This window comes from Escherichia sp. AM3 (assembly GCF_032029835.1).
Lineage (GTDB): Bacteria > Pseudomonadota > Gammaproteobacteria > Enterobacterales > Enterobacteriaceae > Escherichia > Escherichia coli.
This window is the reverse complement of the sequence record NZ_JAVUPQ010001014.1, coordinates 1-267: the sequence shown is the minus strand read 5'-3', so window position 1 is coordinate 267 and position 267 is coordinate 1. Positions and strand designations below refer to the sequence as shown.

Below are 267 nucleotides of genomic sequence, written 5' to 3'. Positions count from 1 at the left end.
GAGGATGCCGTTCGACTGGCAGGCCTTTAACGATCCAGACCTCGACGGCTGGCTGCGGCAGGTGATGGTGCGCAATAACGATGTCGCTGGAGCAGTATTGCGTGTTTATGGCGCCCGCCTGGAAGAAGAGCGGATTGGCATCACAAACGATCCGGGACTAAAAGGTTCGCTCGCGCTTGACGGTAAAAAACAGCTGAACAGCTCAGCCCACTGGACCAGGGGCAGCGTTGCCAGTATTAATACCAGCTATGAGCTGGATCTGTGGGG

1 pseudogene is annotated in these 267 nt (G+C 56.6%); it reads left to right on the top strand.

Annotation, left to right across the window (positions count from 1 at the left end):
- Positions 1 to 267: pseudogene (locus RTW80_RS29490) on the top strand (TolC family protein); the annotation flags it as partial.